We start from the raw sequence: 22,702 nt of genomic DNA, 5'->3' as shown, positions 1-22,702 counted from the left end.
GCCCGGCTGCTCGATGTCCTCCCGCTCTTCGACGACACCGGGGAATTCACGTCACCACGAGGGAAGTTGGCCATCTTCTCACATGGGGTCGGACTCGATGGGAGGCCGGCGGCACCAGACGCCCGGAGTGGGGGGGGTCAGGGGGGCGAGGGTCGGGTGGCCTTCGGTACGGGTCCGGCCCGGGTGCTCCAGCAGGGCAGACCGCTCGCGGCGGCGACCGCGCTGCCCCACCCCGAACAGCTCGACCGGTTGCGCCGGGACTGCCTCGAGGCCGCCGTCACCGCCGTCCTCGCCGGTGAACCCCGCTTCGACCGGATGCTCGAGGCGTTCGGAGTGCCCGTCCCGCCCGAGGCGTTCGGCTACCCGTCCCGCTCGGGGCGTTCGCGCAGCAGGACCTCGACCCGGCCTCACCGGTCGCCGGGCTCGGACGGCCGGTCCGCGACTGCGCCCGGGGGCGTCGCCGCGCTGCCCAGGTGGACGCCGCGATCGACGGCCCTGTCCGGGCGGTACGACGGGTTCCGCCGGGAAGGAGCACCGGCACGACGGCGTGCTCCACGGTCAGGGTGCCGGTGTGGCCGGCCCGGACGACCGGTCCGTGCACCGGGCGCCGACCTCGTGGCGCACGGAGAGGTTCACGGCCGGCGTGCCTCCGCACCGCCGTCGCCGCTCATGTGGTTCGTCATCCGGCCGACGGAGCCGATCTGGAAGGCGATCCCGTGGACGTCACCGGACAGGGTGTTGTTGACCACGGTGCCGGGCTGCGGCCTGGTCCCCAACTCGTCCAGGATCGCCCGCAGTTCGTCGGCCGACCGGGGGTCGGCGAGCAGACTGCGGCGCATCCGGGCACGCCACTCGACACGGGCCTCGGTCCTGGCCTCGTCCGCGGCCTCCTCGTCACCGGCCCGTTCGGCACGCAGCAGTTCTTCGCGGGCGGCGTCGAGGTCGGCGCCGACGGCCTCCTCGGTGACGCCGGAGCGGGCGGCGAAGAACGCGGCGATCCTGGTGCGGGCCCGCTCCCAGCCGTCGCCGACCATCTGCTGGACGAGGGCGGTCGCCCCCGCCGATGCCAGTGCCACCAACTCGGCTTCCATGAGGCCCCCTTCGAAGCGTCGTCCGTCGCGTCAGCCTATCGGTCACCGTCCCAGCAGGTCGGTGATCACACCGACGGGGTCGGCGTCGGGCGTGCCGCGCGGCCACCAGTCCTCGCGGTCGGTGTCCGACTCGTATCCGTACCAGAGGCCGTCGCGGCCGAAGCGGAGCTGAAGGGACGGGGTGGACAGCCGGTTGCGCCAGGGCCGGAAGGCGGGGAGATCGGCGGCGAGCAGGGCGGGTCTGGCCCGGTCGAAGGGGCCGGCGGGCGGGTCCCAGGGCTCCTCCAGCACCGACAGCCCGGCGAGGCCGCCCTGGCGCCAGGCGGCGACGGCGCGGGCCAGGTCGGTGGGGGTGCGGTCGAGGGCGTAGGCGAGGTCCCGGTACAGGGCCCGGGTGGAGGCGGTGAGCCCGGACCCGGGGTGCGCGGCGGCCAGCCGTACGGCGTCCTGCCAGGGGTTGAGGTCGGCGACCGGGTCGTGTCCGGTGACGAGGAAGGTGTGGGCGCGGGCGGCGGCCTCGGTGGCGAGGAGGTCCAGGGCCAGCGGGTCGGGTGCGTCGGGGTCGGCCGGGAAGACGGCGGGCCGGCCGGGATGCGCGGGCGCGGGCAGTGGAGGGGGCAGCGGCGGCAGGCTGTGGCCGGTGGTCGGGGCGAGCACCGTGCGGGCCGGGACGGTGGGCAGGGTCGGGGCGGCGGTGGCGCCCTCGGCGGCGGAGCGGGCCGCGTTGCGCCGGGTGAGCGCGGCGAGGATTTCCTGTTCGCCGCGGCCGCGCATGAGGAAGAGGACGAAGGGGTCCTCGTCGAGGAGCCGGGCGGACTGGTAGCAGAGGGCGGCGGCGTGCTTGCAGGGGTAGCCGTCGTCGGGGCAGGAGCAGTCGGGGACGAGGTCGCCGGGGGCGGGCAGGAGTCCGGTGACCGCTTCCAGGGCGTGCGGGACGTCCTTGTCGAGGAGGGCGGCGATGTGCTCGGGTCGGGCGGCGGCCCGGTCGAGGAACCGTTCCCAGTCGTCGTCGCCGAGGGTCCGCAGCCGGATCTCCGTGCGGTACGGGCGGGGCCGGGTGCCGTGGACGTAGGCGACGACCCGGCCGGGGGTGACGGTGATGGCGTCGACGTGGCCGCGCTGGGCGTACGCCTTGCCGCGGGCGAGCCGGGCGGCGTCGAGGGCGGTGTCCTCCAGGGCGTCCACCCAGGCGTTGCCCCACCAGGTGGCGGCGAACCGGCCGTCGGGGGCCTCGCGCGGGGCGAGTGCGGGGAAGGTCCTGCGCCGGTCGTCGTGCCGGGGCAGGGTCGCGGGGCGGGCGGCGCCGGCGCGCGGCCGGGAGGAAGCCCGGGGGCTGCCGGGCGGCGTGCCGGGGGCACGGGGGCCGTCGGGGCTCATGCGGGCCTCCTCAGGGACACCAGGTCGGCCAGTTCGCGGTCGGTGAGCTCGGTGAGGGCGGCCTCGCCGGAGCCGAGCACGGCGTCGGCGAGGGCCTTCTTGGCCCGCAGCATCTCGGCGATGCTGTCCTCGACGGTGCCTTCGGCGATCAGCCGGTGGACCTGGACCGGCTGGGTCTGTCCGATGCGGTAGGCGCGGTCGGTGGCCTGGTCCTCGACGGCCGGGTTCCACCAGCGGTCGTAGTGGACGACGTGGCCGGCCCGGGTCAGGTTGAGGCCGGTGCCCGCCGCCTTCAGGGAGAGCAGGAAGACGGGGACCTCGCCGGCCTGGAACCGGTCGACCATGCGCTCGCGCTCGGCGACGGGCGTGCCCCCGTGCAGGAGCTGGGCGGGGATGCCGCGGGCGGCCAGGTGGTCGGCGAGCAGCCGCGCCATCGACACGTACTGGGTGAAGACGAGGACGGAGCCGTCCTCGGCCAGGATGGTGTCGAGGAGTTCGTCGAGGAGGGTGAGCTTGCCGGAGCGGCCGGCGAGCCGGACCGTACCGGCCCCGTGCGGGGCCTGCTCCTTCAGGTACTGGGCGGGGTGGTTGCAGATCTGCTTGAGCGAGGTCAGCAGCTTCATGATCAGTCCGCGGCGGGCCATGCCCTCGGCGCCCTCGATCTGCGCCATCGTCTCGCGCACCACCGCCTCGTAGAGCGAGGCCTGCTCGCGGGTGAGGGCGACGGGGTGGTCGGACTCGGTTTTGGGCGGCAGCTCGGGGACGATGCCGGGGTCGGACTTGCGGCGGCGCAGGAGGAAGGGCCGGACCAGGCGGGCCAGGCGCTCGACCGCCTCCTCGTTGTCGATCTCCTCGCTGTTCTCCACGGCGCGGGCGTGCCGGGAGCGGAAGGCCTTCAGGGGGCCGAGGAGTCCGGGCGTGGTCCAGTCGAGCAGCGCCCACAGCTCGGAGAGGTTGTTCTCCACGGGGGTGCCGGTGAGGGCGACCCGGGCGGGGGCGGGGACGGTGCGGAGCGCCTTGGCGGTCGCCGAGAAGGGGTTCTTGACGTGCTGGGCCTCGTCGGCGACGACCATGCCCCAGTCCCGCTCGGCGAGCTGGGGCGCGCTGGTGCGCAGGGTGCCGTAGGTGGTGAGGACGAAGCCGCCGTCGAGTCCTTCGAGGGTGCGGTCGGCGCCGTGGAAGCGCCGGACGGGCACCCCGGGCGCGAAGCGGCGGATCTCGCGCTGCCAGTTGCCGAGGAGCGAGGCCGGGCAGACGACGAGGGTGGGTGCGGTGCGGGCGCGGCGCAGGTGGAGGGCGATGAGGGTGACGGTCTTGCCGAGGCCCATGTCGTCGGCGAGGCAGCCGCCGAGGCCGAGGGAGGTCATGAGGTCGAGCCAGGCGAGGCCGCGCAGCTGGTAGTCGCGCAGGGTGGCGTCGAGGCCGGGCGGTTGCGGGACGTCCTCGGGTCCGGCGAGGAGCCGGTCGCGGAGGGCGGCGAGGGCGCCGACGGGGACGGCGGGGACGGTCTCGCCGTCGATGTCGGCGGTGCCGGTGAGGGCGACGGCGAGCGCGTCGACCGGTTCGAGCAGGCCGAGCTCGCGCTTGCGCGCCTTGCGGACGAGGTCGGGGTCGACCACGACCCACTGGTCGCGCAGCCGGACGACCGGGCGGTGGGCCTCGGCGAGTGCGTCCATCTCCCGCTCGGTGAGGGGGTCGCCGTCGAGGGCGAGCTGCCAGTTGAAGCGGAGCAGTTCCTCGCTGTCGAAGAAGGCGGTGCCGTCGGTGGCGGAGCCGGGCGCGGTGCGGGCGGGGCGGACGACGGCGGAGGCGCTGAGGGAGCGGGCGAGGTCCCGTGGCCAGTGGACGGCGACCCCGGCGTCGGCGAGGCGGGCCGCCGCGGGGCCGAGGAGCTCGTACAGCTCGTCCTCGGACACGGCGAGGACGTCGGGCACGTCCCGCTCCAGGAGGCGGCCGAGCGGCGGCCAGACCCGGGCGGCCCGGCGCAGGGCGAGGACGGCGTCGATCCGGGCGCGGGGCCCGAAGTGCTCGCCGCCGTCCCCGGACCAGAGGGCGGCGGCGTCGATGACGAGGGTGGGGTCGGCGAGGCTGTGCACCTGGAGGAGGGCGGCGGCGGCCTGCCGTTCCTCGCCGGTGCCGTCGTCCGAGGTGTCGAACAGCTCGTAGCCGGACAGGTCGAGGCGGAGCGAGACGCGGACGCCCGCGTCCATGCCGGCGGCGGCCTCGGCGGCCCAGGCACGCGCGCGGGGCAGGTGCTGGGGCTCGCGGGCGGCGAACGGGGCGCCGACCGCGTGGGGCGCCGCGGGGGTCCGGGGCAGGGTGTCGGCGACGGCGTCCAGGAAGGCCCGGACCAGCGCCTCGGGCTCGGGGAGCCGGAGCGGGCCGCTGCCGGGCACGGGCGTGGCGTGGGCCTCGTACGGCATGGCGGCGGCGACGGCCCTGAGGTGGGCGATGTCGTCGGCGTCGAGCGGCCCGGCCCGCCAGGCGTCGTGGTCGTCGGCGGTGAGGCCGGGCAGCAGGCGCCCGCGGGCGACGAGGTGCAGCGCGTGCAGGGCGGCGGCGCCCCAGCAGGCGGCCGCGGGGTGGGCGGACGGGTGGTGGCGTGCGGCGACGAGGTGGGGCAGGGCCTCGCCGACGGGCATGAGGACGGCGGGCGCGGTGCGGGCGCGCGCCCCCGTGCCGTGGCGGCGCACGACGGTGATCTCGCCCCGCTCGGCGGTGCCGGCCGGGAGGCCGGCGGCGGGGTCGGCGCCGTCGGGCGACCAGAAGGCGACCCGGCCGTCCCTGGGCAGGGCGGCGGGCAGGAAGACGGCGGCACGGCCGAGCAGGCTGCTGGTCACGGCGTGGCTCACCTCCCGGTCCGCGACGGTTTCCGACTGGACCTCCGACCATACGGGTGGGGTCTGACAACGGGCCCGCGCACCGCCTCCCCCGGGCGGCGCAACAGGGCGCGACACCCGGTCCGGGAGGCGGCAGGGTGGCGGGGACAGGCTTCGGCCGCCCACGCACGACAGACGAGGATTCCACCATGTCCCTTCACCGGCGTCTGACCATCGCCACCGGGGCCGTCCTGCTCTCGCTCGCGGTCGCGGGCTGCTCGGACCTCGGTCGCTCCGCGGTGGGCACGATCACGTACGAGACGGGGCACGGGCCGGGGCAGGAGCCCGGGCACGAGTCGCGGGAGGAGCCGGGGGTGGAGGCCGCCGCCGAGCTGGTGACGAGCCCCTCGGTGAAGGGCTGCCACAAGCTGGCCGGGGAAGGCGCGCACAAGGTCGAGAACGGCACGCTGGTGGACATCCGGCTGTACCCGACGCCGGACTGCCGGGGCAGGGAGTTCACGTACCTGCCGAGCAACAGCGGCGACCAGATCGTGCCGGGCGGCCCGGTCTGGCGCAGCTACGACGTCATCCACTGACCGGCACGGGCCGGGCCACGGCCCAGGTGCCGTCGTCGGTCGGATAACGGCCGACGGCGAGACCGGCCTCGGCGAGACGGGCCTCGAATGCCTCCCGGGACAGCGGCCGGGACAGGAACGTCTGCGTCCAGCGGGCGTCCGGGAAGAGGTACTCGGCGAAGACCCGGTCGACGCCGTCGCCGATCGGTTCCGACGACACGATCCGTACGGTGTATCCGGCGGGGTCGCGGCGTTCCCGGGGCACGTCGTCGTGGTAGTCCGCGCCCTCGCGCTGGATCAGGACGAGCCCGTCGTCCCTGACGTGCCGCCGACAGGTCTCCAGGAGGGCCTGCCGGGTCCGGTGGTCGGCCGTGTGCACCAGGAAGGAGCCGAGGACGACCGCGTCGAACCGGCGGGGCAGCCGCAGCTCCTCGATGGAGCTGTGCACGGTCGTGGCGCCCGGCGCCCGCTCGGCGACCGCCGCCAGCATCTCCGCCGACTCGTCGACGGCCGTGACGGCGAAGCCGCGTTCGACGAGGGGAGCGGTGACCCGGCCCGCGCCGCTGCCCAGTTCCAGGAGCGTGGCGCCGGCGGGGACGGCCCCCGCGATCACGTCGGGCTCGTTTCCGACCGACAGCCTGCGGTAGAGCTCGACGGCGCAGCCGTCCGGGGTGATGGGGCCGGGGCCGGTGCCCTGGTGACCGTTGCGCCGGGGGGTGCTCCGCGTGCCGGTGTGCCTGTGTGCGTCCATGCCCGTCGGCGTCCTCTCGGTGCACGGTCCCCCGCGTCCCCGGGCGGACCTTTCGGATCGTGCGTCGTGGGTGGATGCTGGAAGTGCTGTCGGAGGGTTTGCCTCGCCCGGGAGATGCCTGGTCATGCGTACGGGAAGTGAACCGGCGACCGCGCGCAGTGCGCTGCGGATGAGGTTCTGGCTGAGCTTGTGGGGGGTGCTGTGGGGCGCCTTCGGTACGGCGGCGTTCTCGCTGGTCGGGCGGGCCGGGTGGGCGGCGGCGTGCGGGGTGCTGTTCGTGGTGGCGGCCGTCGACCTGATCGTGGTCTCCCGCCGCCTGCGGCAGGGCCCGCACTGGCAGCCGGGGCGGGACGTGCCGCCGTACGAACCCGATCACGGGGGTCGCGGGCGGCGCTGAGGCCGGTGGGTCACTCGGCCGGCTTGTCGAAGCGGGCCGCTTCGAGGTACTCCGGCTTCGGGTCGAGGGCCGCGGCGAGGCGGAAGTGGCGGGTGGCCTGCTCGGGGCGGCCGGAGCGCTGGTAGGTGCGGGCGAGGGCGAAGTGCGCGAACGCGTTGTCCGGCTCTCTCTCCAGGACCAGCTCGAATTCCAGCTCGGCGGGTCGGAGTTGAGCGGCGGCGAAGAAGGCACGGGCGCGCAGCAGCCGGGCGGCGGTGTTCTCGGGGTGGGCGGCGATCACCGAGTCGAGCAGCTTGACCGCGCCGCGCGGGTCGCGCGCGGCCAGCAGCTGCTCGGCGGCACGGAAGTCGATGACGTGGGTTTCCGGGTTCCTCTCGGCCACAGTGGTCTTCCTTCCCTCACTCCGGCGGTTCAACAGCGGGCGCGGCGGCCGTATTCCGCGGGGAGGGCGCCGGTGCGCCGATTCCTCGCGAACGTCATCTCTACCCCGCCGGGGGCCTCTTGCGACGCGCCGCTCTGCGGCCGTTTCCCGCCGGGCCCGGCGGGCGTGGCGTCAGCGGCGGTCCGAGGCCCGCTGCCGGAGCTCGTCCCAGATGGTGCGCACCTGCGGCTCCAGCGCCTCCAGCGGCCCGTCGTTGTCGATGAGGAGGTCGGCGACGGCGCGTCGCTGGGCGCGGGTGGCCTGCGCGGCCATGCGGGCGCGGGCCTCGGACTCGGTCATGCCGCGCCGCCGGACGAGACGGTCGAGCTGCGTCTCGGGGGAGGCGTCCACGACGACGACCAGGTCGTACAGGGGCGCCAGACCGTTCTCGGTGAGCAGGGGCACGTCGTGGACGACGACGTCGTCGGGACCGGCCTCGGCCTCCAGCTCGGCGGAGCGGGCGCCGACGAGCGGGTGGACGATGGCGTTGAGGGCGGCGAGGCGCTCGGGGTCGGCGAAGACGATCGCCCCGAGCTTCGGCCGGTCCAGGGCGCCTTCGGCGTCGAGGATCTCCGGCCCGAACGCGGCGACGACGGCCGCGAGGCCGGGGGTGCCGGGCTCCACGACCTCGCGGGCGATCCGGTCGGCGTCGATCAGGACGGCTCCGTACGAGACGAGCAGCCGGGACACTTCGCTCTTGCCGGCGCCGATGCCGCCGGTCAGGCCCACTTTCAGCATGAGCGGCAGCTTAGAGCCCGTAGCCGGGCCCTCAGACGTCACCCTCGCGCTCGGCGAGGAAGCGCTCGAACTCGCGGCCGAGTTCGTCGGCGGACGGCAGGTCGACGGGCTCGGCGACCAGGCTGCCGCGGGTCTCGGCGCCGGCCACCGCGTCGTACTGGTGCTCCAGACCCTGGACGAGCGCGACCAGTTCCTCGTCGCCCTCGCCGATCTGACGGTCGATCTCGGTCTGGGTGCGGCGCGCCTCGGTGCGCAGCGCGTGGGCCACTCCGGGCAGGACCAGGCCGGTGGCGGCGGTGACGGCTTCGAGCGCGGTGAGGGCGGCGTCCGGGTACGGGGAGCGGGCGACGTAGTGCGGGACGTGGGCGGCGACGCCGAGGGTGTCGTAGCCCGCCTCGGTGAGACGGAACTCGATGAGGGACTCGGCACTGCCGGGCACCTGGGCCTCGTCGAAGGGGCTGCGGTGGCCGGGCATGAGGTCGGTGCGGCTGCCGTGCGGGGTGAGACCGACGGGCCGGGTGTGCGGGACGCCCATGGGGATGCCGTGGAAGTTGACCGCGAGCCGGACGCCGAGGCGGTCGACGATCTGGCGCACGGCGGCGGCGAACCGCTCCCACTCGACGTCCGGCTCCGGGCCGGACAGCACGAGGAAGGGCGCACCGGTGGCGTCCTGGACGATCCGCACCTCGATCGCCGGGGTCTCGTACCCCGTCCAGCGGTCGCGACGGAAGGTCAGCAGGGGGCGGCGGGCGCGGTAGTCCACGAGCCGGTCGTGGTCGAAGCGGGCGACCAGCTGGTGGGGCAGCGTGTCGAGCAGCCGGTCGACGATCTGCTCGCCGGTCTCACCGGCGTCGATGTAGCCGTCGAAGTGGTAGAGCATGACCAGTCCGGCCGACTCCTGGGCCAGGGCCATGTCCACCACGGCCAGACCCTTCTGGTCCCATTCGTACAAATCCTGGGGATCAAGCACGATTTCCGCTCCTCCTCGCGTTCTCCTTGGACAACGCGGCCCGCCCCGGCACCATTCCCGTCCGACGGATTTCCCGCGCGGCGGACCACTGGTCCAGACCTTGACATGCCCACAGCGGCTCCTTACCGTCACGGGACAGCACCGCGTTCAGCATTCCGTTCTCCGTACACATACGAGAACACTCCGAACCTCTGGCACCGACCGGAAGGCACCCCATGCGCACCCGAACGCTGCTTCTGCCCCTGCTCCCCGCCCTGCTCGCCCTGCCCCTGACCACGGCGACGCCCGCCTCGGCGGCCACGATCGAGGTGTCCACGGCCGCCCAGCTCAAGACGGCGCTGACCAACGCACGCCCCGGGGACACCATCCGCCTGGCGGACGGCACCTACAGCGGCAACTTCAAGGCCACCGTCGCGGGCACCTCCTCGGCCCGGATCACGCTCACCGGCTCCTCCCGGGCGGTCCTGAAGGCCGGCGGCGGTTACGGGCTGCACCTCGACGGCGCCTCGTACTGGACGGTCCAGGGCGTCACCGTGACCGGCGGCCAGAAGGGGATCATGACCGACGCCGCCAACGGCGTGGTCATCGACGGGGTGACCGTGCACGACCTCGACATGGAGGGCGTGCACTTCCGCAACTCGAGCCGGAACGCGGTCATCAGGAACTCGAGGATCTACGACACCGGCAACGACGGCCGCGGGATGGGCGAGGGCGTCTACGTCGGCACCGCGAACACCCTCTCCGACCGCAGCGACAACGCGCTGATCACCAACAACGTGATCGGCCCGGACGTCGGCGGCGAGAACATCGACATCAAGGAGGGCACCACCGGCGCGCGGATCATCGGTAACACCTTCGACGGCAGCGGCCTGACCGGCGTCCACTACGACGACTCCTGGGTGGACGTGAAGGGCAACGGCGTCCTCGTGGAGAACAACACCGGCCGCGGCACCACCAACAACGGCTACGAGACCCACACGCAGCAGAGCGGCTGGGGATGCGGCACGGTCTTCCGCGGCAACCGCTCCGACCTCACCGGGGCGACCGGCGCCAAGCGGCTGGCCGTCTACGTGACCAACCACAGCGGCGGCTGCCCGACCACGGTCCACTCCTCGAACACGGTGACCGGCGGATACGGGCTGACGAACATCGCCGTCACGCCCTGAGACGGCGGGAAAAGACCGAGGCCCGCCTCCCCGGAGGGAGACGGGCCTCGACGCTAGCTACTGGAGTTCAGCGGTGAGCCGTTTCAGCTCTGGCCGCCGGCCAGCTTCTCGCGCAGGGCGGCGAGGGCCTCGTCCGACGCCAGGGCGCCGGAGTTGTCGTCCGACTCCGAGGAGTAGGAGCCGCCGGACACGCCCGCCGGGGCACCGGCCGGAGCGGCGGCGCCACCCTCGGCAGCGGCGGCCTCGTCGGCCTCGCGGGACTTGATGACCTGAGCCTGGTGCTGCTCGAAGCGCTGCTGCGCCTCGGCGTACTGGGTCTCCCACGCCTCGCGCTGGGCCTCGTAGCCCGGCAGCCAGTCGTTGGTCTCGGGGTCGAAGCCCTCGGGGTAGATGTAGTTGCCCTGGTCGTCGTAGGACGCGGCCATGCCGTACAGGGTCGGGTCGAACTCGACCGAGGCCGGGTCGGCACCGAAGGACTCGTTGGCCTGCTTCAGCGAGAGGCTGATGCGACGACGCTCGAGGTCGATGTCGATGACCTTGACGAAGATCTCGTCGTTGACCTGGACGACCTGCTCCGGGATCTCCACGTGGCGCTCGGCCAGCTCGGAGATGTGGACCAGGCCCTCGATGCCCTCGTCCACGCGGACGAACGCACCGAACGGAACCAGCTTCGTGACCTTACCCGGGACGACCTGACCGATCTGGTGGGTCCGGGCGAACTGCTGCCACGGGTCCTCCTGGGTCGCCTTCAGCGACAGGGAGACGCGCTCGCGGTCCATGTCCACGTCGAGAACCTCGACGGTGACCTCCTGGCCGACCTCGACGACCTCGGACGGGTGGTCGATGTGCTTCCAGGACAGCTCGGAGACGTGGACCAGACCGTCGACGCCACCCAGGTCCACGAAGGCACCGAAGTTGACGATCGAGGAGACGACGCCGGAACGGACCTGACCCTTCTGGAGGGTCGTGAGGAAGGTCTGGCGGACCTCGGACTGGGTCTGCTCCAGCCAGGCACGGCGGGACAGGACCACGTTGTTGCGGTTCTTGTCCAGCTCGATGATCTTCGCCTCGAGCTCCTTGCCCACGTAGGGCTGGAGGTCGCGGACACGACGCATCTCGACGAGGGAGGCCGGCAGGAAGCCACGGAGGCCGATGTCGAGGATGAGACCACCCTTGACGACCTCGATGACGGTACCGGTGACGATGCCGTCCTCTTCCTTGATCTTCTCGATGGTGCCCCAGGCACGCTCGTACTGGGCGCGCTTCTTCGAGAGGATCAGGCGGCCTTCCTTGTCCTCCTTCTGGAGAACCAGGGCCTCGATCTCGTCGCCGACCTTGACGACCTCGTTCGGGTCGACGTCGTGCTTGATCGAGAGCTCGCGGCTCGGGATGACACCTTCGGTCTTGTAACCGATGTCGAGCAGGACCTCGTCCCGGTCGACCTTCACGATGACGCCGTCGACGATGTCGCCGTCGTTGAAGTACTTGATCGTCTCGTCGATCGCGGCGAGGAAGGCTTCCTCGTTACCGATGTCGTTGACCGCAACCTGCGGGGTGGTGGCGGTGGTCTCGGTGCTGCTCGTCATGTGGGAAAGGGCTCCGGTACGGACATTGAAGTCGTAGGTACTGCTACGCCGAGAGCCCGTATCGCAGCTGAAGAAGCCGGACAGCCAAAGAAGCACCTGACCCGCTGCCGGGTGGCGCCTCGAAAACCGAGGGGACATACAACAGATGCGAGCGCGGCCTGCTCCGTCTGAGGCGCGCAGGCCCGCAGCGCAACCTTTAGCATACGGGGGCGGCCGGACAGGGTCAATGCGCGAAGCGCGCACCCGGGGCAGAACGCCGCATACCCGGCACAACTCGTCTCAGCCCAGGCCATCCTGGCCCGCGGGAAGCCGTCCCCGCTCGCGCGCGGCGGCACTGAGCGCAAACTACATCGACGGGCGACATGAACCAAGAGTACGGACAGGAAGACGGCGCCGGGGTTCCCGAGGCCGAGGCGGAGGCGACCCGCCGTGACGCGGGGGACGCGGAGAGCAGCCGGGCGAGCCGCGGGTGGTGGGACCGCAACGCCGACGAGTACCAGAGCGAGCACGGGGCGTTCCTCGGGGACGACCGGTTCGTCTGGGGGCCCGAGGGCCTGGACGAGGCGGACGCGGGGCTGCTGGGGCCGGCCGGCTCGCTGAAGGGACGGGACGTGCTGGAGATCGGCGCGGGCGCGGCGCAGTGCTCGCGCTGGCTGGCCGCCCAGGGCGCCCGGCCGGTCGCCCTCGACCTCTCGCACCGTCAGCTCCAGCACGCGCTCCGGATCGGCGGGGACGTGCCGCTGGTGGAGGCGGACGCGGGGGCGCTGCCCTTCCGCGACGGCTCGTTCGACCTGGCGTGCTCGGCGTACGGGGCGGTGCCCTTCGTCGCCGATCCGGTACGGGTCTTCCGCGAGGTGCACCGGGTGCTGCGCCCGGGCGGCCGGTGGGTGTTCTCGGTGACGCACCCGATCCGCTGGGCGTTCCCCGACGAGCCGGGCCCGGAGGGGCTCTCGGTCTCGGCGTCCTACTTCGACCGGACGCCCTACGTGGAGCAGGACGAGCGGGGACGGGCGGTCTACGTCGAACACCACCGGACCCTCGGCGACCGGGTCCGGGACGTGGTCGCGGGCGGCTTCCGGCTGGTCGACCTGGTGGAGCCGGAGTGGCCGGCGTGGAACAGCCAGGAGTGGGGCGGCTGGTCCCCTCTGCGGGGCAACCTGATCCCCGGCACGGCGATCTTCGTCTGCGAGCGCGCGGACGGATAGCCGATCCACGACGGCCGATCCGGTCTCGCCCATTAGTCATATGAATCGGCGGGCCTGTGGACGGCGGGAGGCACCGGGTCGGTCCGGCGTACGAGACTTGCCGCGTGATCCGAAACGACGCACTCGACCTTCTTCCCGTCCGCCATGCCGTCCCCGAGCTGCTGACCGCGCTCGACGAGCGCGGCACGGCCGTGCTGTACGCCCCGCCCGGGACCGGCAAGACCACGCTGGTCCCGCTGGCACTCGCGGGTCTCATAGGGGTGGGGCCCGGGCGGCGGGTGCTGGTGGCCGAGCCGCGCCGGATGGCGGTGCGGGCGGCGGCGCGGCGGATGGCCTGGCTGCTCGGCGAGGAGGTCGGCGGGTCGGTCGGCTTCTCCGTGCGCGGGGAGCGGCGGGCCGGTCCCACGACCCGGGTCGAGGTGGTGACGACGGGCGTCCTGCTCCAGCGGCTCCAGCGCGATCCGGAGCTCGCCGGGGTGGACGTCGTGCTGCTGGACGAGTGCCACGAGCGGCACCTGGACGCTGATGTGGCGATGGCGTTCCTGGTGGACGTGCGGGCGACGCTGCGGCCCGAGCTGAAGGTGATCGCCGCGTCGGCGACGAGCGACGCGGAGGCATGGGCGGAGCTCCTCACGGTCCTGGACGGGAGCGGGCCCGCGCCGATCGTGTGGGCAGAGGGAGAGGTCCACGGATACGCGGTGCACTACGCGCCGCCGCCGGCCGGGGTCCGCCCGGCGCACGGCACCTGGGTGGATCCGGCGCTGCTGCGTCACGTGGCGGCGACGGTGCGGATCGCGATGGAGCGGCACGAGGGCGACGTGCTGTGTTTCCTGCCGGGCACCGGGGAGATCGCGCGGACGGCCGGGCTGCTCGCGGACCTGGACGCCGAAGTGCTCCAGCTGCACGGGCGGGCTCCGGCGGCGGTGCAGGACGCGGTGCTGCGCGGGTCCGGTCCCGAGGGGCGGCGCCGGGTGGTCCTGGCGACCTCGGTGGCGGAGTCGAGCCTGACCGTTCCGGGGGTGCGGATCGTGGTGGACTCCGGGCTCGCGCGCGAGCCGCGGACGGACCACGCGCGGGGGCTCGGTTCCCTGGCCACGGTGCCCGTGTCGGTCGCGGCGGCGACCCAGCGGGCGGGACGCTCGGGCCGTGAGGGCTTCGGCGCGGTCTATCGCTGCTGGTCGGAGGCGGAGGACGGCAACCGCGCCCGCTTCCCCTCCCCCGAGATCCGGATCGCGGACCTGGCCGACTTCGCGCTGCGGGCCGCGTGCTGGGGCGATCCGTCGGCGGCCGGGCTCGCTCTGCTCGACGCGCCGCCCGCCGGGGCGATGGCGGCGGCCGGGCAGGTCCTGGCGGCGGTCGGCGCGGTGGACCGGGACGGCCGGGCGACGGACCGGGGGGCGCGCATGGCCCGTCTGGGGCTGCACCCGCGGCTGGCGCGGGCGCTGCTGGACGGGGCCGCCGAGGTGGGGGCCCGGCGGGCGGCGGAGGTGGTGGCGCTGCTGAGCGAGGAGCCGCCCCGGGAATACGGGGACGATCTGGCGGCGGCGTGGCGCGAGGCGCGGCGGGGCGGTGACGGATACGCGGCGCGCTGGAAGGCGGAGGTGCGGCGGCTGGAGCGCGCGGCGGCCTCCGAGACGGGTCCCGGGGCAGGGCGGGACGCGGGCGCCGGGGCGGCCGGAGTGGTGACCGGTGAGGACGGGGTGGCGGGGCTCGTGACGGCGCTCGCCTTTCCGGAGCGGGTGGCGCGGGCCCGGGAGCAGGGCGGCTATCTGATGGTGTCGGGCACGGGGGCCCGGCTGTCGGAGGGCTCGCGGCTGGGCGGCGGCGGGTGGCTGGCGGTCGCGGTGGCGGACCGGACGGCGCAGAGCGCCACCGCGCGCGTTCGGCTCGCGGCCGTGGTGGACGAGCGGACAGCGCGGCGCGCGGCGGGCCATCTGCTGTGGGCGGGTGAGGAGGTCCGCTGGGAGGACGGGGACGTGGTGGCCCGGTCGGTGGAGCGGCTTGGAGCGGTGGAGCTGACGGTCCGCCCGCTGCGGGACGACGCCGATCCGGCGCTCGTGCGGGCGGCGCTGCTCGACGGGCTGCGCCGGGAGGGCACGGCGCTGCTGCGGTGGAGCCGGGACGCCGAGGAGCTGCGGGCGCGGCTGGCCTTCCTGCACCGGGAGTTGGGCGAGCCGTGGCCGGACGTGGCGGAGGAGGCGTTGCTCGGGCGGGCCGATCAGTGGCTGGAGCCGGAGTTGTCCCGGGCGCGGCGCCGGGCGGATCTGGGCCGGATCGACGCCGGTGAGGGGCTGCGGCGGCTGCTGCCGTGGGCGACCGGTGACGCGGGCCGTCTCGACGAGCTGGCGCCGGAGCGGATCGAGGTGCCGAGCGGTTCGCGGATCCGGGTGGAGTACGGCGGGGAGCGGCCGGTGCTCGCGGTGAAGCTCCAGGAGATGTTCGGTCTCGCCGAGACGCCGCGGGTGGCCGGGGTGCCGGTGCTGGTGCACCTGCTCTCCCCCGCGGGGCGGCCGGCGGCGGTGACGTCCGATCTGGCCTCGTTCTGGCGGGAGGGCTATCGGGCGGTGCGGGCGGAGCTGCGCGGCCGCTATCCCCGGCACCCGTGGCCGGAGGACCCGTCGGCGGCGGAGCCGACCCGGCACACCAGCGCCCGGCTCAGACGGGAGCGGTGACGGGGCCGGGGGCCGGTTCCTCCGCGGCGGTTCGCCGGGAGCGGGCTTCGAGCCACAGGGAGAGGCCGAGCAGAAGGAGGGCGAGGGCGGTGAAGCCCCAGGGGAGATAGGAGACGAGCAGCAGCACCATGAGCCGGTTGGACGCGACGAGCTCGACGACGTACGCGATGTAGTCCTCGCGCATCTTCACATGCCCCTCGAAGACGGTGACGGTGTCCTGTCCCATGAGGGCCCGGGCGTTGCGGAGTTCCTCCTTGTGGATCTCCTCGCCGTTGACGGGGGCGCCGGTGACGGGGTCGATCCAGAACATGCGCTTGGTGGTGTACCAGCGGGTGAGGCCGGTCTTGGCGAGGACATCGGGGGTGATGCCCTTGACGGGCATGGTCTTGGGCATGGGGACCTGCGTCCAGGGGACGGTCTGCTCGAAGTAGTAGACCTCCAGGCCGCGGAAGGTGCGGGTGCCCTTATAGTGGATGGGCGCGGAGGTGCGGGTCTGGGCGTCGAAGTACCGGTAGTCCCGCCTCTCGGTGAGGAAGGGCCACTTGAACTCGATGCCCTCGCGCCGGACCGGGTCGCCGTCGACCATCTCGCCGGTGGCGTGGACGGGGTCCTGGGTGTGGGCGTCGAAGATGTAGCGCTCGGGGATCTTGGAGACCATCGTGCCGTCGGGGCCGAGGACGTAGGAGAGGGAGTCCCAGACGACGACGTCGCGGCCGGCGTCGCGTTCGATCCTCCGGGACTCCTCCACGTTGCCCTTGAGGGTCTGGACGATGGTGATGCTCTCGACCTTCTCGGCCTTGAGGGTCGTGTAGTCGAGCAGGACGGCGGGCCTCGCCTCCAGGACCGTCTCCTGGTACTGGTTCGGCGGGATCTTCGCGAGGCGGGGGAAGGCGTACCAGCGCAGGGTCGGGGCCATCGCGGCGAAGAACACGGCGAAGGCGAGCAGGACCAGGCCGGCTCGGCGGCGCATCGGCCGGCCCCTCACTTCTTGGGGCCGGGATCGGCGGTCAGCAGGGGCTTGGGCGAGGTGGGTCCGTCCGGCGGGAGGTCGACGAGGGAGACGAGGAGCATGAACAGAAGGACGGGAACGAGTCCGATGGCGGCGGCGACAAGGGCACGCATGGCCGGCCTCCCGATGCTCTGTCTGATACGTCGTCAGGGCGGGGGCACCGTAGCAACGCGGCCGTGAGATGAGAACACGTCGGGCCCGGAACGCGCGACGCCGCCCCCCGCGTCCCGGCGGGACACGAGGGCGGCGTGGAGGCGGGCGTCGCCGGAAGGGCGGCGTCAGGAGGAGGGAGTGGTTCCCGGGGTGCTCGTGGAGGGAGTCGGCGACGGCGAGGTCGACGAGTCCGGCGACGGCGTCGGGGTGGGCGTGGGGGTCGGCTCGGGAGCCGGGGCGGTGACCTTCAGTTCGACGGTCACCGTTCCGCCGCCGGGTGCGGTCAGACGCAGCAGGAAGGTGCCGGTCTTGTCGCCCGCGTAGACGGCCGGGAGGGTGAGGAGCCCGTCGGCGTCCGTCTTCAGACCGGTGAGGGTGCGGACGGCGGTGCCGTCGGCGGTCTTGAAGAAGGGCCCGTCGGCGGCCTGCGAGCCGTCCGCGGCGGTGACGAAGGTGGCGGTGAGGGCGACGCGGGAGGCGACCGCCCCGCCGTCGGTGGCCTTCACCGTGATCCGGTCGTCGAACTGCCCGCCGGTGGTGGCCGCCAGTTCCTTGGCGTCGATGCGGGTGAGGATGTCGGCGGCGCGCTCGGTGACGGTCGCGGCGAACGCGACGGCCTTCAGGCTGCGGCCCACCACGGTGGCGTCGACGGTGAAGGAGCCGGTGCGCTCGCCCGCCTTGATGCTGGGCGCGGCGGCCTTGCCGGTGCTGCCGGTGGTGGCGGTGATCTCGCGCGCGCCGATGCCGAACCGGGCGTCCGTGTCGCCCGTGATCCGGAAGCGCACCTGGACTCCGGCGAGCGGCTTGCCCGCGAGGTCGACCGCCAGGACCGTGGGCCGGGTGGTGAAGGTGGCGCCGGCGGTGGCGGTGAGGCTGCCGGGGCCGGCCTTCTCGATCCGTACCACCTTGACGGCCGGGGACGTGGTCGGCGGGGTCGGCTTCGGGGTGCCGGGCTTGGACGGCGTCGGCTTGGGGGTGGCCGGGGGCCGGGTCACGGGGGCCGTCGGGGACGGGGTGGTCCGGCCCGGGACGGTGACCCGGCCGTCGCTGCGGTCGCGCGGGAGCACGCCGGTGCCGTCGGGCACCTGGTGCGTACCGCGCTTGTAGTACTCGAACCAGGACAGGACCGTGTTCAGGTACTCCCTGGAGCGGTTGTAGCTGAGGATCGCCCGGTCCAGGTCGGCCTTGACGGCGAGGTTGCGGTCGTTGGCGCAGAGGTAGAGGCCGGCGGCCTGGGCCGCGTCGTAGATGTTGTTCGGGTCCTTCTTCCCGTCGCCGTTGGCGTCCTGGCCCCAGGTGGCCCAGGTGGACGGGATGAACTGCATCGGGCCGACCGCCCGGTCGTGCACCTTGTCGCCGTCGTAGGCGCCGTCGTCGGTGTCCGAGATGTTGGCGAAGCCGACGCCGTTGAGGGCGGGGCCGAGGATCGCCGAGGTGGTGGTGCCGTTGGCGTCGACCGCGCCGCCGCGCGCCTGGCCCGACTCCACCTTGCCGATGCCGGCGAGGAGCTGCCAGGGCAGGTTGCAGGAGGGGTCGGTGGAGCGGATCGACTGCTCGGCACGCTGGTAGGCGGCGAGGACGGTCGCGGGTATGCCGGCCTGGGCGGGGCCGGTGATGAGCGGCAGATTGCTGGGAGCACCCGGCTTGTTGGGGGTGTTCAGCGGGGGCAGCTCGGTGTAGTACGTCGAGTCGCCGGGGCCCGAGGCGTCCGGGGGCGTGGTCGAGTCGCCCGCACCGATCGGCAGGTCACCACCGGCGTTGTCCGTGGGCGGCGGGATCGAACCCGGCCCCTGAGAAGCGGCCAGCGCCGCGACCGCCGCGGCCACCACCGCACCGCTGGTGGCTCCCCTGCGCAGCCGACGGCCCAAGTGCGATGCCATACGTGTGAGTCCCTCCCCGTGTCCCGCGTCCGCGCTCCCCGCGCGGGTCCGACCCGGAGACCCTATGCCAACTCCGGACGCGGAAACACCGGCCCCTGACCGAGTTTCACGGTTTCGTCACCACTTGGCCGTCCATGCGTTCGACACGGGGCCGTCCCGGATACTGAGGGCACACCGGACGAGGGGGATTTTCCGTGCCGTTCACGCTCAGCCATGCGGCAGCCGTGCTGCCCGCACTCTGCAAGGACGGCACCGCCCGCGGTCCTCTGGTGGCATCGGCGCTGGTCGCGGGCTCCTTCTCGCCCGACATGACCTACTTCGCGGCCACGGCCGTCCCGGACGCGATGTTCTTCGGTGACGTCACCCATTCCCTTCCCGGGATCGTCACCGTCGACGTGCTCGTCACGGCGGCGCTGGTGGCGCTGTGGCTGCTGGTGCGTGAGCCGCTGGTGGCGCTGCTGCCGGAGCGGTGGCGCGGCCGGGTGTACGGGTTCGTCCGCGGCCGGCCGTGGCGGGAGCGGCGGCCGCTGTCCCTCGCCTTCTGGTTCGCCGTCTCGGCATCCCTCGGGGCGCTGACGCATGTGGTGTGGGACGCCTTCACCCATCTCGACCGCTGGGGCACCCGGCTGATCCCGGTGCTGAGCGAGGTGGTGGGCGGTCTGCCCGTCTATCTGTACGCGCAGTACGGGGGTTCGGCGCTCGCGCTGCTGCTGCTGGGCTGGTTCACGGTACGGGCACTGCGCGCGGCGCCTGCCGACGTGCCGTCACCGTCGCGCGTCCCGCTCCCCGACCGGCGCGGGCGGCTGCTGGCGGCCGGGGTGATCGGGGGCTGCGTCCTGGCGGGCGCGGCGCATCGCGTGCTGCGTTGGTACGCGTACTGGGGCCGGATCGACTCGCCCCTGGACGTCGTCCCGACGTTCTGCTTCGGGGCCGGCGCGGGGCTCTTCCTGGGGACGGTGCTGTACGGGGCGGGGGTGCGGCTGCTGACTCCGGGGTCGGGGCCCCGTACGGAAGAAGACCGCGCCGGAGCCCCCGCGGCGGGAGCGGAGCCGGAGCGGTCCCGCCCGGGAGCCCGCTGACGCCTGCCGCCCGGGTGAGCCGCACCACGAGGGCACAGCGCCCTCGTGGTGCGGGCCGGGGAACCGGCTGCCGGTCGGATCCGGCTCAGTGCGCCGCCGAGTCCCAGTCCGGCCCCACGCCCACCGAGACGTCCAGGGGGGCGCGCAGGTCGACGGCGTGGGCCATCTGGTCGCGGACGAGGGCCTCGACCCGGGCGCGCTCGCCCGGGGCGATCTCCAGGACGATTTCGTCGTGGACCTGGAGGAGCATGCGCGAGGCGAGGCCGGCCTCGGTGAGGGCGCGGTCGACGCGGAGCATGGCGACCTTGACGATGTCCGCCGCGGTGCCCTGGATGGGGGCGTTGAGCGCCATCCGCTCGGCGGCCTCGCGGCGCTGGCGGTTGTCGCTGTTGAGGTCCGGGAGGTAGCGGCGGCGGCCGAGCATCGTCTCGGTGTAGCCGGTGGCGCGCGCCTCGTCGACGACCCGGCGCAGGTAGTCGCGCACGCCGCCGAAGCGCTCGAAGTAGGTGTCCATCAGGCCGCGGGCCTCGGCCGGCTCGATGCCCAGCTGCTGGGAGAGGCCGAAGGCGGAGAGCCCGTACGCCAGGCCGTACGACATGGCCTTGATCTTGCGGCGCATCTCGGCGTCGACGGCGGACCGCTCGACGTTGAAGACCTGGGAGGCGACGGTGGTGTGCAGGTCCTCGCCGGAGGTGAAGGCCTCGATGAGCCCCTCGTCCTCGGAGAGGTGGGCCATCACGCGCAGCTCGATCTGGCTGTAGTCGGCGGTCATGAGGGCCTCGAAGCCCTCGCCGACGACGAAGCCGTGCCGGATGGCGCGGCCCTCGTCGGTGCGCACCGGCACGTTCTGCAGGTTGGGGTCGGTGGAGGACAGCCGGCCGGTGGCGGCGACGGTCTGGCTGAAGGTGGTGTGGATGCGGCCGTCGGCGGCGACGGTCTTGATCAGCCCCTCGACGGTGGAGCGCAGCCGGGCCTGCTCGCGGTGGCGGAGCATGATCACCGGGAGCTCGTGCTCGGTCTGGGCGGCCAGCCAGGCGAGCGCGTCGGCGTCGGTGGTGTAGCCGGTCTTGGTCTTCTTCGTCTTGGGCAGGTTGAGCTCGCCGAAGAAGACCTCCTGGAGCTGCTTGGGCGAGCCCAGGTTGAACTCGTGGCCGACGGAGGCGTGGGCCTCCTTGACGGCCTGCTGCACGGCGCCCGCGAACTGCTGCTCCAGCGCCTCCAGGTGGTCGCGGTCGGCGGCGATGCCGTGCCGCTCCAGGCGGGCCAGAAGCGCGGAGGTGGGCAGCTCGACCTCGTGGAGGAGCTCCTTGGCGCCGACCTCGGCGAGCTTCTCCTCGAAGGCGGTGCCGAGGTCGAGGACGGCGCGCGCCTGGGTCATCAGGGCCTCGGCCTCGGCGTGGTCCTCGGCGCCGAAGGCGAGCTGGCCGTCGGCGGGGGCGGCGGGGGCGAGCTCGCGGCCCAGGTACTCGACGGCGAGCGCGTCCAGGGCGAAGGAGCGGCGGCCGGGCTTGACCAGGTAGGCGGCGAGCGCGGTGTCCATGGTGACGCCGGCGATGCTCCAGCCGTGCTCGGGGAAGACCCGCAGGGCGCCCTTGGCGTTGTGCAGGACCTTCGGCCGCTCGGGGTCGGAGATCCAGGCGGCCCAGGCGCGCTCGTCGGCCTCGTCGAGCTCGGAGGGGTCGAACCAGGCGGCGGCGCCGTCGCCGGAGGCGAGGGCGATCTCGGCGACGTTGCCCGTGCCGAGGGCCCAGCTGTCGAGGGTGGCGACGCCGAGCGGCTGCCCGCCGTGCTCGGCGAGCCAGCCGGCGAGCTCGCCGGAGCCCAGGACGGTGAAGTCGAGGTCGACGCCGGGGGCCGGGGCCGGGGCGGTCTCCTGCGCGGCGCCGGGGTCCACGGCGAGGAGCCGCTCGCGCAGCGAGGGGTTGCGGATCTCCAGGGTGTCGAGGACGAGGGCGACGGCCGTGCGGTCGTACGGCTCGCGGGCGAGGTCCGCGACGGTCTTCGGCAGCTCGACGTCGCGGACCATCTCGGTGAGGCGGCGGTTGAGCTTCACCGACTCCAGATGGTCACGGAGGTTCTGGCCTGCCTTGCCCTTGACTTCCTCGGCGCGCTCCACCAGTTCCGCGAAGGAGCCGAACTGGTTGATCCACTTCGCGGCGGTCTTCTCGCCGACGCCGGGGATGCCGGGCAGGTTGTCCGACGGGTCGCCGCGCAGGGCCGCGAAGTCCGGGTACTGCGACGGCGAGAGCCCGTACTTCTCCTGGACCTTCTCCGGGGTGAAGCGGGTCAGCTCGGAGACGCCCTTGGTGGGGTAGAGCACGGTGGTGTGGTCGCTGACCAGCTGGAAGGAGTCGCGGTCGCCGGTGACGATGAGGACCTCGAAGCCGTCGGCCTCGGCCTGGGTGGCGAGGGTGGCGATGACGTCGTCCGCCTCGTACCCGTCGACGGCGAAGCGGGGGGCGTGCATGGCGTCGAGCAGCTCGCCGATCAGCTCGACCTGTCCCTTGAACTCGTCGGGGGTCTTGGAACGGTTCGCCTTGTACTCGGGGAACTCCTCCGAGCGCCAGGTCTTGCGGGACACGTCGAACGCGACGGCGAAGTGCGTGGGCGCCTCGTCGCGGAGCGTGTTCGCCAGCATGGACGCGAACCCGTAGATCGCGTTCGTCGGCTGCCCGGTCGCGGTGGTGAAGTTCTCCGCGGGCAGCGCGAAGAACGCCCGGTACGCCAGGGAGTGCCCGTCCATGAGGAGCAGGCGCGGGCGGTTCTCTTCGGTCATATCGGTCTTCTTCGCTGCTGTCTCGGCCACGTGACGA

At 73.5% G+C, this 22,702-nt stretch carries 18 protein-coding genes; 6 read left to right on the top strand and 12 right to left on the bottom strand.

Translation table 11 applies throughout. From position 1 onward, the window contains the following. Nucleotides 1-632: 632 nt before the first annotated feature. From ABD954_RS26010 to ABD954_RS26000, 3 genes are read right to left on the bottom strand one after another with little or no spacing between them, the layout of a single operon-like run. The gene (locus ABD954_RS26010; RefSeq protein WP_345489449.1) at nucleotides 633-1,091 is read right to left on the bottom strand and encodes a hypothetical protein; all 459 of its coding nucleotides are present in this window, start codon (nucleotides 1,089-1,091) and stop codon (nucleotides 633-635) included. Nucleotides 1,092-1,133: 42 nt separating this feature from the next. Beyond that, nucleotides 1,134-2,468 (bottom strand): SWIM zinc finger family protein, encoded by a 1,335-nt coding sequence (locus ABD954_RS26005; RefSeq protein WP_345489447.1) that lies wholly within the window; start codon nucleotides 2,466-2,468, stop codon nucleotides 1,134-1,136. Then, nucleotides 2,465-5,308, bottom strand: a complete 2,844-nt coding sequence (locus ABD954_RS26000) for a DEAD/DEAH box helicase (protein WP_345489446.1) — start codon at nucleotides 5,306-5,308, stop codon at nucleotides 2,465-2,467. The genes ABD954_RS26005 and ABD954_RS26000 overlap by 4 nt, the downstream gene beginning before the upstream one ends. 188 nt (nucleotides 5,309-5,496) lie before the next feature. Between ABD954_RS26000 and ABD954_RS25995 the strand changes: the two genes are divergently transcribed. Beyond that, complete coding sequence (locus ABD954_RS25995) at nucleotides 5,497-5,883, top strand: hypothetical protein (RefSeq protein ID WP_345489444.1); 387 nt, start codon at nucleotides 5,497-5,499, stop codon at nucleotides 5,881-5,883. On the opposite strand, the gene ABD954_RS25990 is transcribed toward ABD954_RS25995, so the two are convergent. Continuing rightward, entirely contained in the window at nucleotides 5,873-6,613 is a 741-nt protein-coding gene (locus tag ABD954_RS25990; protein WP_345489442.1) for a class I SAM-dependent methyltransferase, read from the bottom strand. The two genes, ABD954_RS25995 and ABD954_RS25990, sit on opposite strands and share 11 nt — an antisense overlap. A gap of 124 nt (nucleotides 6,614-6,737) precedes the next feature. On the opposite strand from ABD954_RS25990, the gene ABD954_RS25985 reads away from it, so the two are divergent. Continuing rightward, the gene (locus ABD954_RS25985) at nucleotides 6,738-7,010 is read left to right on the top strand and encodes a DUF6343 family protein (RefSeq protein ID WP_345489440.1); all 273 of its coding nucleotides are present in this window, start codon (nucleotides 6,738-6,740) and stop codon (nucleotides 7,008-7,010) included. A gap of 10 nt (nucleotides 7,011-7,020) precedes the next feature. Here the strand turns inward: ABD954_RS25985 and ABD954_RS25980 are convergent, their stop codons facing one another. The 3 genes from ABD954_RS25980 to ABD954_RS25970 form a co-directional block, all read right to left on the bottom strand. Beyond that, a complete protein-coding gene (locus ABD954_RS25980; RefSeq protein ID WP_345489438.1) occupies nucleotides 7,021-7,392 on the bottom strand; it encodes a tetratricopeptide repeat protein in 372 nt (123 codons plus the stop codon). Nucleotides 7,393-7,563: 171 nt separating this feature from the next. Continuing rightward, nucleotides 7,564-8,169 carry a dephospho-CoA kinase gene (coaE, locus tag ABD954_RS25975; RefSeq protein ID WP_345489436.1) on the bottom strand — a complete coding sequence of 202 codons (606 nt, stop codon included), beginning with the start codon at nucleotides 8,167-8,169 and terminating at the stop codon, nucleotides 7,564-7,566. 31 nt (nucleotides 8,170-8,200) lie between these two features. Further along, on the bottom strand, nucleotides 8,201-9,082 hold the full coding sequence (locus ABD954_RS25970) for a PAC2 family protein (RefSeq protein WP_382745688.1): 882 nt from the start codon (nucleotides 9,080-9,082) through the stop codon (nucleotides 8,201-8,203). A 272-nt stretch (nucleotides 9,083-9,354) separates the two neighbouring features. Here ABD954_RS25970 and ABD954_RS25965 point away from each other — a divergent pair, with 272 nt between their 5' ends. After that, nucleotides 9,355-10,305 (top strand): right-handed parallel beta-helix repeat-containing protein, encoded by a 951-nt coding sequence (locus ABD954_RS25965; protein WP_345489432.1) that lies wholly within the window; start codon nucleotides 9,355-9,357, stop codon nucleotides 10,303-10,305. An 83-nt stretch (nucleotides 10,306-10,388) separates the two neighbouring features. Here the strand turns inward: ABD954_RS25965 and rpsA are convergent, their stop codons facing one another. Beyond that, complete coding sequence (rpsA, locus tag ABD954_RS25960) at nucleotides 10,389-11,891, bottom strand: 30S ribosomal protein S1 (RefSeq protein WP_345489430.1); 1,503 nt, start codon at nucleotides 11,889-11,891, stop codon at nucleotides 10,389-10,391. Between the two features lie 362 nt (nucleotides 11,892-12,253). Between rpsA and ABD954_RS25955 the strand changes: the two genes are divergently transcribed. Then, on the top strand, nucleotides 12,254-13,096 hold the full coding sequence (locus ABD954_RS25955) for a class I SAM-dependent methyltransferase (protein ID WP_345489428.1): 843 nt from the start codon (nucleotides 12,254-12,256) through the stop codon (nucleotides 13,094-13,096). A 104-nt stretch (nucleotides 13,097-13,200) separates the two neighbouring features. After that, nucleotides 13,201-15,768, top strand: coding sequence for an ATP-dependent helicase HrpB (gene hrpB / locus ABD954_RS25950; protein WP_345489426.1), 2,568 nt, complete (start codon nucleotides 13,201-13,203; stop codon nucleotides 15,766-15,768). On the opposite strand, the gene pgfA is transcribed toward hrpB, so the two are convergent. The 3 genes from pgfA to ABD954_RS25935 form a co-directional block, all read right to left on the bottom strand. Further along, complete coding sequence (pgfA, locus tag ABD954_RS25945) at nucleotides 15,752-16,738, bottom strand: cell envelope lipid trafficking protein PgfA (RefSeq protein ID WP_345489424.1); 987 nt, start codon at nucleotides 16,736-16,738, stop codon at nucleotides 15,752-15,754. The two genes, hrpB and pgfA, sit on opposite strands and share 17 nt — an antisense overlap. An 11-nt stretch (nucleotides 16,739-16,749) precedes the next feature. Next, nucleotides 16,750-16,890, bottom strand: coding sequence for an SPW_0924 family protein (locus ABD954_RS25940; RefSeq protein ID WP_345489423.1), 141 nt, complete (start codon nucleotides 16,888-16,890; stop codon nucleotides 16,750-16,752). A 165-nt stretch (nucleotides 16,891-17,055) separates the two neighbouring features. Further along, nucleotides 17,056-18,810: a lytic transglycosylase domain-containing protein gene (locus ABD954_RS25935; RefSeq protein WP_345489422.1), complete on the bottom strand. Its 1,755-nt coding sequence runs from the start codon at nucleotides 18,808-18,810 to the stop codon at nucleotides 17,056-17,058. A 194-nt stretch (nucleotides 18,811-19,004) separates the two neighbouring features. Here ABD954_RS25935 and ABD954_RS25930 point away from each other — a divergent pair, with 194 nt between their 5' ends. Beyond that, a complete protein-coding gene (locus ABD954_RS25930) occupies nucleotides 19,005-19,889 on the top strand; it encodes a DUF4184 family protein (protein ID WP_345489421.1) in 885 nt (294 codons plus the stop codon). An 85-nt stretch (nucleotides 19,890-19,974) separates the two neighbouring features. On the opposite strand, the gene polA is transcribed toward ABD954_RS25930, so the two are convergent. Continuing rightward, nucleotides 19,975-22,695, bottom strand: coding sequence for a DNA polymerase I (gene polA / locus ABD954_RS25925; RefSeq protein WP_345489420.1), 2,721 nt, complete (start codon nucleotides 22,693-22,695; stop codon nucleotides 19,975-19,977). Nucleotides 22,696-22,702: the final 7 nt, after the last annotated feature.

It is taken from the genome of Streptomyces roseoviridis (assembly GCF_039535235.1).
Classification (GTDB): Bacteria; Actinomycetota; Actinomycetes; order Streptomycetales; family Streptomycetaceae; genus Streptomyces; species Streptomyces roseoviridis.
This window is presented reverse-complemented; position numbering and strand designations above follow the sequence as displayed.

What these genes read in the sequence shown, in the direction of transcription:
- ABD954_RS25985 (WP_345489440.1), top strand. Translation starts at nt 6,738, where the DNA reads ATGCGTACGGGAAGTGAACCGGCGACCGCGCGCAGTGCGCTGCGGATG.
- coaE (WP_345489436.1), bottom strand. Translation starts at nt 8,169, where the DNA reads ATGCTGAAAGTGGGCCTGACCGGCGGCATCGGCGCCGGCAAGAGCGAA.
- ABD954_RS25995 (WP_345489444.1), top strand. Translation starts at nt 5,497, where the DNA reads ATGTCCCTTCACCGGCGTCTGACCATCGCCACCGGGGCCGTCCTGCTC.
- ABD954_RS26010 (WP_345489449.1), bottom strand. Translation starts at nt 1,091, where the DNA reads ATGGAAGCCGAGTTGGTGGCACTGGCATCGGCGGGGGCGACCGCCCTC.
- ABD954_RS26005 (WP_345489447.1), bottom strand. Translation starts at nt 2,468, where the DNA reads ATGAGCCCCGACGGCCCCCGTGCCCCCGGCACGCCGCCCGGCAGCCCC.
- pgfA (WP_345489424.1), bottom strand. Translation starts at nt 16,738, where the DNA reads ATGCGCCGCCGAGCCGGCCTGGTCCTGCTCGCCTTCGCCGTGTTCTTC.
- ABD954_RS25990 (WP_345489442.1), bottom strand. Translation starts at nt 6,613, where the DNA reads ATGGACGCACACAGGCACACCGGCACGCGGAGCACCCCCCGGCGCAAC.
- ABD954_RS25940 (WP_345489423.1), bottom strand. Translation starts at nt 16,890, where the DNA reads ATGCGTGCCCTTGTCGCCGCCGCCATCGGACTCGTTCCCGTCCTTCTG.
- ABD954_RS25965 (WP_345489432.1), top strand. Translation starts at nt 9,355, where the DNA reads ATGCGCACCCGAACGCTGCTTCTGCCCCTGCTCCCCGCCCTGCTCGCC.
- ABD954_RS25955 (WP_345489428.1), top strand. Translation starts at nt 12,254, where the DNA reads ATGAACCAAGAGTACGGACAGGAAGACGGCGCCGGGGTTCCCGAGGCC.
- rpsA (WP_345489430.1), bottom strand. Translation starts at nt 11,891, where the DNA reads ATGACGAGCAGCACCGAGACCACCGCCACCACCCCGCAGGTTGCGGTC.
- ABD954_RS25935 (WP_345489422.1), bottom strand. Translation starts at nt 18,810, where the DNA reads ATGGCATCGCACTTGGGCCGTCGGCTGCGCAGGGGAGCCACCAGCGGT.
- ABD954_RS25970 (WP_382745688.1), bottom strand. Translation starts at nt 9,082, where the DNA reads ATGGCCCTGGCCCAGGAGTCGGCCGGACTGGTCATGCTCTACCACTTC.